General features: G+C 48.0%; 9 protein-coding genes. All 9 read left to right on the top strand.

All coding sequences use genetic code 11. From position 1 onward, the window contains the following. Positions 1-564, top strand: a 564-nt coding sequence (locus tag B2633_RS10650) for a hypothetical protein (RefSeq protein ID WP_483170622.1), incomplete at its 5' end; no start/stop codon positions are given. Further along, complete coding sequence (locus B2633_RS10645) at positions 564-1,091, top strand: hypothetical protein (RefSeq protein WP_483170620.1); 528 nt, start codon at positions 564-566, stop codon at positions 1,089-1,091. The genes B2633_RS10650 and B2633_RS10645, both read left to right, overlap by 1 nt. Before the next feature lie 17 nt (positions 1,092-1,108). After that, positions 1,109-1,528, top strand: a complete 420-nt coding sequence (locus B2633_RS10640; RefSeq protein ID WP_483170619.1) for a CD1375 family protein — start codon at positions 1,109-1,111, stop codon at positions 1,526-1,528. A 75-nt stretch (positions 1,529-1,603) separates the two neighbouring features. Further along, positions 1,604-2,005 (top strand): phage holin family protein, encoded by a 402-nt coding sequence (locus B2633_RS10635; RefSeq protein WP_483170617.1) that lies wholly within the window; start codon positions 1,604-1,606, stop codon positions 2,003-2,005. Continuing rightward, complete coding sequence (locus B2633_RS10630; RefSeq protein ID WP_483170616.1) at positions 1,998-2,705, top strand: N-acetylmuramoyl-L-alanine amidase family protein; 708 nt, start codon at positions 1,998-2,000, stop codon at positions 2,703-2,705. Before B2633_RS10635 ends, B2633_RS10630 begins: the two co-directional genes overlap by 8 nt. A gap of 201 nt (positions 2,706-2,906) precedes the next feature. After that, positions 2,907-3,314 (top strand): sigma factor-like helix-turn-helix DNA-binding protein, encoded by a 408-nt coding sequence (locus B2633_RS10625; protein ID WP_483170615.1) that lies wholly within the window; start codon positions 2,907-2,909, stop codon positions 3,312-3,314. Next, positions 3,307-3,471, top strand: coding sequence for an SHOCT domain-containing protein (locus B2633_RS10620; protein WP_483170614.1), 165 nt, complete (start codon positions 3,307-3,309; stop codon positions 3,469-3,471). Before B2633_RS10625 ends, B2633_RS10620 begins: the two co-directional genes overlap by 8 nt. A gap of 47 nt (positions 3,472-3,518) precedes the next feature. Continuing rightward, complete coding sequence (locus B2633_RS10615) at positions 3,519-4,829, top strand: recombinase family protein (protein WP_483170613.1); 1,311 nt, start codon at positions 3,519-3,521, stop codon at positions 4,827-4,829. After that, on the top strand, positions 4,826-5,283 hold a 458-nt coding region (locus B2633_RS10610), incomplete at its 3' end, for a recombinase family protein (protein ID WP_483170612.1). The genes B2633_RS10615 and B2633_RS10610, both read left to right, overlap by 4 nt.

Genomic DNA, 5,283 nt, shown 5'->3' with positions numbered 1-5,283 from the left:
TTTAAAGCCGATGCCGCTGCCGCTATCGCGAGAGTGACCTTTGAAATTATCAGGCATGGTCAGGGGGCTGATCTCTTGGTCGAACTGCGGGACGGCTTTAATCCGGACGGTTCAACAGCGGGTTCGTTGCTCAGATTCATGGTGTTGCCCAAAGAGTTTATTCCCCCCAGCAAGGGATATTTCAGCATCCCTATAGATATATCTGACTTGGTGAGCGGCGCTTACTACTGGCTGATCATTAAAAAAGCCGGGGATGCTGATAACCATTTCCACCTACATGGGGAAACCATACAAGACTCCTTATACCCCACTTACAAAAGAGCGGGAAACAGCGGAGCCTGGACAGCAGAGAACGCCATCCACTTTGAGGTATATAACGGGGAAACGGGCAACCTTTTACATGGCATCTACGGCTACAACGCCGTTACCTGGCTTATATGGGACGGCGATCTAATTGCCAAAGCCTACCGGTACCTGCCCCCTGCTTCCGGTTTTATAGGCGGGGTCAGACAGATCAAGACCTATCAATGGTCAGGCGAAATATTAAAACGGGGGGTGGTGTAATGTTTGGCTCAGAAGAAATTCTGGCTTTTATCCGCAGACAGGTCGGAGTAAGGAACGATGCTGCTGATCCGGCGGGTAGCTTGCATGCCAAAATCGGCAACCTTAAAGAAGTTTTGCAAAACTATATAAAGAACTACACCATCATGCAATTAAGCACTATATCATCAAACACTAGCGGCTGGAACAGTACTGAACAAAGTGTAACCATTTCCTACAATGGCGCAGGTATATTGCAAAACATATATATACAAGCCAGCGGTTCGTCCTCATGGACCAGTAGATGCCGGGCTACCGTAACAGTTGACGGAATGGACCTACCTGCCTTTGGTTCTGTGAATGGTAGTGTAGCCTGGGGAGCGTCTGATGTTTTTTTGTTTGCTGATTCAACGGGAAAACTCAATGTAATTGACAACAGGACCAATTTAGCTATCCCCTTTCGGTCTTCCCTATCTGTCACCATATATTTTTCTGTTTCCAGTGGGGGCGGCGGATCTATGGTTGGCAAGCTGGAAATCTACAGGTATTAACGAAGGGAGGCAGACTTATGTTTTTGGTATATAACAAGAACGACGGTTTAGTAGTGCAAGCATCTGAGACTGAACCGGTGCTGGCTACGGGACAGGACTATATCTTTGTCCATGACCCTGAACTTAATTTATCCAATTATGAAGCTATGCGGGTTATTGCTAAAGAAGGCTGTCATTTGGAGCTAAAGCCCACTGCCGAATGGCTGGGTAGAGTAAACGGCAGCAGTAATATCACGCTGGATGAGAAAGTTGCCAGGTTGGAACATTACACCCTGGTACTGATGGAGGCTGTAGCCAAACTTTCGGAGGCAAATCCCAGCACGGTCAGCACTGATTTGATGGCTGAATTGGTGCTGGCAGGAAGGAGAACCATTGATCAGGTGCCAACTGATATACAAAAGGAAGTGTCAGGCAGGATTACATCAGCTATCGAATAATCGGCAGCTTAAGTTATTTTTCAGAATGGGCCTTGGGGCTCTTTTTTATTACCAATTTTAAAAGGAGGACTAACAATGAAAAGCTCATTTCAAATCGCCTTAACAGCCTTTGGCGGCTGGCTAGGCTGGGTCTTGGGAGGTTGGGACGGCTTTTTGTACGCACTGATCACCCTTGTGGTTTTCGATTACCTGACCGGCGTCATGTTAGCAGTATTGGAAAAACGCCTGTCCAGCGAGGTCGGTGCCAGGGGCATCTTTAAGAAAGTGCTGATTTTTGCCCTGGTGGCAGTCGGTCATATTATAGACACTCAGGTTATAACAAACGGCAGTGCTGTCCGCACCGCGGTCATCTTCTTTTATTTATCCAACGAGGGGATCAGCATTCTGGAAAACGCTGCCAAGATAGGGTTGCCTATTCCGGAGAAACTCAAGCTGGTTCTCCAGCAGTTGAACAAGGAGGAAAAAAGCGATGGCTAGATTATGTTTTGACTATGGGCACGGCGGCAGTGACCCGGGAGCCGTATATATGGGGAGAAAGGAATCCGAGGATGTATTAAGTCTGGGGAGATCGGTAGCGGAAATATTGAAGCGTCATGGAGTGGCTGTTGATGAGACCAGGACGGCGGATGTTAGCTTAAGCCTCAAAGAACGAAGCGATTTTGAGAACAGGGGTACTTATGATTTTTTCATATCCTTTCACCGGAACGCTTTCAAGCCGGAACAAGCCGCCGGGGTTGAAACTTACACTTATTTAAACCCTGGAGCCAAGTCCAAGGGGCTGGCTGAAAAGATACAAAGCGCCCTGAAAAAGGTTGGCTTTGTTGATCGGGGGGTAAAAACTGCTAATTACCAAGTCTTAAGAGAAACCAAGGCTCCTGCAGTACTAATTGAAATCGGCTTTATTGATAACAGCCAGGACAATGCCCTGTTTGATGCCAAGAGAGATGAAATTGTCAAAGCAGTTGCTGGCGCTATCCTTTCCCAACTGGGGTTAGCATACATAGAAGAAAGCAAGAATGGTCTGGAAGGAGCTTTGGAGGTGCTGGTCAGAAACGGCATACTTAAATCCCCTGAATACTGGCTGGAAAATGCCCGAGCGGGTAAAACCGTTAAGGGAGAATATGCCGGACTACTTATTGAACGAATGGCTGAATATATTTCGTCTCAACAACATTGACTGCTATTATTCTGAAGCAACCGCCCGTGGAGCAACTCGCTCTGCGGGTTTTTTCTTTTTGCTGGGGTTCGACTCCCGCTAGTTTTTCGCATATCGGTGGGAGGTAATGACGGTAAAACATTCTTGATACCGTCCGATTCTTGCTCCTCCTGCGGCTTATACCGAAGGCTTTTGAGGTTTGCCTTCGGAGGAGGTATTGTAATGACACAACAGCAAAAAGAGAAAATCATTAAAATGCGACGGAACGGTTTTAGCTATTCCAGAATATCGACAGCTCTTGGTATTTCGGAAAATACGGTGAAGTCATTCTGCCGCAGGAACAACCTTGGTAGTGCTTATACTGGATTCGGCGTTCAGAAGGACGGGATTTTCTGCCGACAGTGCGGAACCCCTCTTACCCAGACCGCTGGTGTGAAGCAAAAACTGTACTGTTCGGATAAATGCCGCATGGCTTGGTGGAACGACCACCCGGAGGCCGTCAACCGCAAAGCCATCTATATTTTTACCTGCCCTATCTGTAACCGTGAGTTTGAGAGCTACGGAAACAAAAATCGTAAATACTGTTCCCGCGCCTGCTACGGCAGGTCAAAGGCGGTGCAGCATGAGTAAGGCATTAGCAGTCATCCACTATACAGCCACCATGGCAGTTTTCAAAAAATGGCTTGCAGCGGGCATTATCCGCGAAGATGAATTGATAAAAATTGAGACAACTATCGCTGAAAAATATGGGCTTTCCGAGCGCAGTATATATCGCCAAAAGGCTTGATAATATGGGCGTTTCGAGCGAATATGTCATAACGAAAGGAGGCCCTTATGGAAAGAATAGTTAAGAAAATATCACCTTCGGTGTTACCCCTTCCGGCAAGATTACGGGTAGCCGCCTATGCCCGTGTCTCATCCGGAAAAGATGAAATGCTTCATTCCCTTGCGGCTCAGGTCAGCTATTACAGCAGCCTCATTCAGCAACGACCGGATTGGCAATACGCTGGTGTATACGCCGACGAGGCACTGACGGGCACCAAAGACACTCGTCCGGAATTTCAGCGTCTAATTGCCGACTGCAAGGATGGCAAGATTGACCTGATCATTACAAAATCGATATCACGTTTTGCCCGCAACACGGTAACACTTCTTGAAACAGTGCGGGGATTAAAACTGCTCGGTGTTGACGTTTATTTTGAAGAGCAGAATATTCACTCCATGAGTGGGGATGGAGAACTCATGCTAACCATCCTGGCATCCTATGCTCAGGAGGAAAGCCGTTCGGTCAGTGAGAACTGCAAGTGGAGGATTCGCAAGCGGTTTCAGCAAGGTGAGATTGTAAACCTGCGTTTCATGTATGGGTATCGAATCAATAATGGTCAAATTGAAATCGATCAGGAACAGGCCGAAATCGTTCGAATGATCTACGCCGATTACATAAAAGGCCTGGGATGCGATCGAATTGCTGCCAAGCTGCGGGAAATGGGTGCGCGAACGTTCAGCGGCAGACAGTGGACAGCAAAGCGAGTCCTGGCCATCCTAAATAACGAGAAGTATTCTGGCAACGCGCTGCTTCAGAAAAAGTATGTCGCCGACCACTTGTCAAAGAAGCTGGTTTATAACCGGGGAACCTTGCCGATGTATTACGCGGAAGGAACCCATGAGCCAATCATTGACCCGCTCACCTTTCAAAAGGTAAAGGAAATCATGGCTCTACGCCGGGAGAACAGAAATGTCAGGAAAAACCCGGCCAACCGTTACCCGTTTTCGGGTTTAATCTTCTGCCCCCGCTGCGGAAAAAACTACCGGCGGGTAACCTACAAGGGACATGCAGCGTGGAACTGTCCCACCTTCGTCCATTACGGTAAGGACGCCTGCCCAGTGAAGCAAATCCCGGAACCAATCCTAATTTCGCTGACCGCTGAAGTGCTGGGTCTGGCGGAATTTGATGAGGTGGTTTTCCGATCCCAGATCAAGCAGCTGCAGGTGCCGGAAGCCAACAAGGTAATTTATATCTTCCAGGATGGTCGTGAATTTGAAGCTGTCTGGCAAGATCGGTCGCGCAAATCTAGCTGGGACGACAAAAAGAAACAGCAGGCGCGGGAAAGGGCGCTTGCCTACCAAAGGGGAGATTTGAAGTGAAACCCGCTCGAGCCGTTACTGTCATACCACCAACCATAAACCGCTTTGCGCCGGAAACGGCTGGTGTGGCCGCAAGAAAAAGAGTAGCTGCATATGCCCGCGTTTCAACAGATTCTGAGGAACAGCTTACCAGCTACGAAGCCCAGGTAGACTACTACACCAAGTACATCAACGAACGTGCTGATTGGATATTTGCCGGGATCTACACCGATGAAGGTATCAGCGCCACCAATACCAAAAAGCGCGATGGGTTTAAGCAGATGGTCGCCGATGCACTGGACGGGAAAATCGATCTGATTGTTACCAAATCAGTCAGCCGCTTTGCGAGAAACACAGTTGATTCTCTGGTTACGGTTCGCCAGCTAAAAGAAAAAGGCGTTGAGGTTTATTTTGAAAAGGAGAACATTTACACGCTGGACAGTAAGGGAGAACTTTTAATCACCATTATGTCCAG

It is taken from the genome of Syntrophomonas sp. UBA1041 (assembly GCF_002316705.1).
In the GTDB taxonomy this organism is placed as follows: Bacteria; Bacillota; Syntrophomonadia; order Syntrophomonadales; family Syntrophomonadaceae; genus DTU019.
This window is presented reverse-complemented; position numbering and strand designations above follow the sequence as displayed.

Coding starts and splice junctions, on each gene's coding strand:
- B2633_RS10645 (WP_483170620.1), top strand. CDS start 564: ATGTTTGGCTCAGAAGAAATTCTGGCTTTTATCCGCAGACAGGTCGGA.
- B2633_RS10635 (WP_483170617.1), top strand. CDS start 1,604: ATGAAAAGCTCATTTCAAATCGCCTTAACAGCCTTTGGCGGCTGGCTA.
- B2633_RS10615 (WP_483170613.1), top strand. CDS start 3,519: ATGGAAAGAATAGTTAAGAAAATATCACCTTCGGTGTTACCCCTTCCG.
- B2633_RS10640 (WP_483170619.1), top strand. CDS start 1,109: ATGTTTTTGGTATATAACAAGAACGACGGTTTAGTAGTGCAAGCATCT.
- B2633_RS10620 (WP_483170614.1), top strand. CDS start 3,307: ATGAGTAAGGCATTAGCAGTCATCCACTATACAGCCACCATGGCAGTT.
- B2633_RS10625 (WP_483170615.1), top strand. CDS start 2,907: ATGACACAACAGCAAAAAGAGAAAATCATTAAAATGCGACGGAACGGT.
- B2633_RS10630 (WP_483170616.1), top strand. CDS start 1,998: ATGGCTAGATTATGTTTTGACTATGGGCACGGCGGCAGTGACCCGGGA.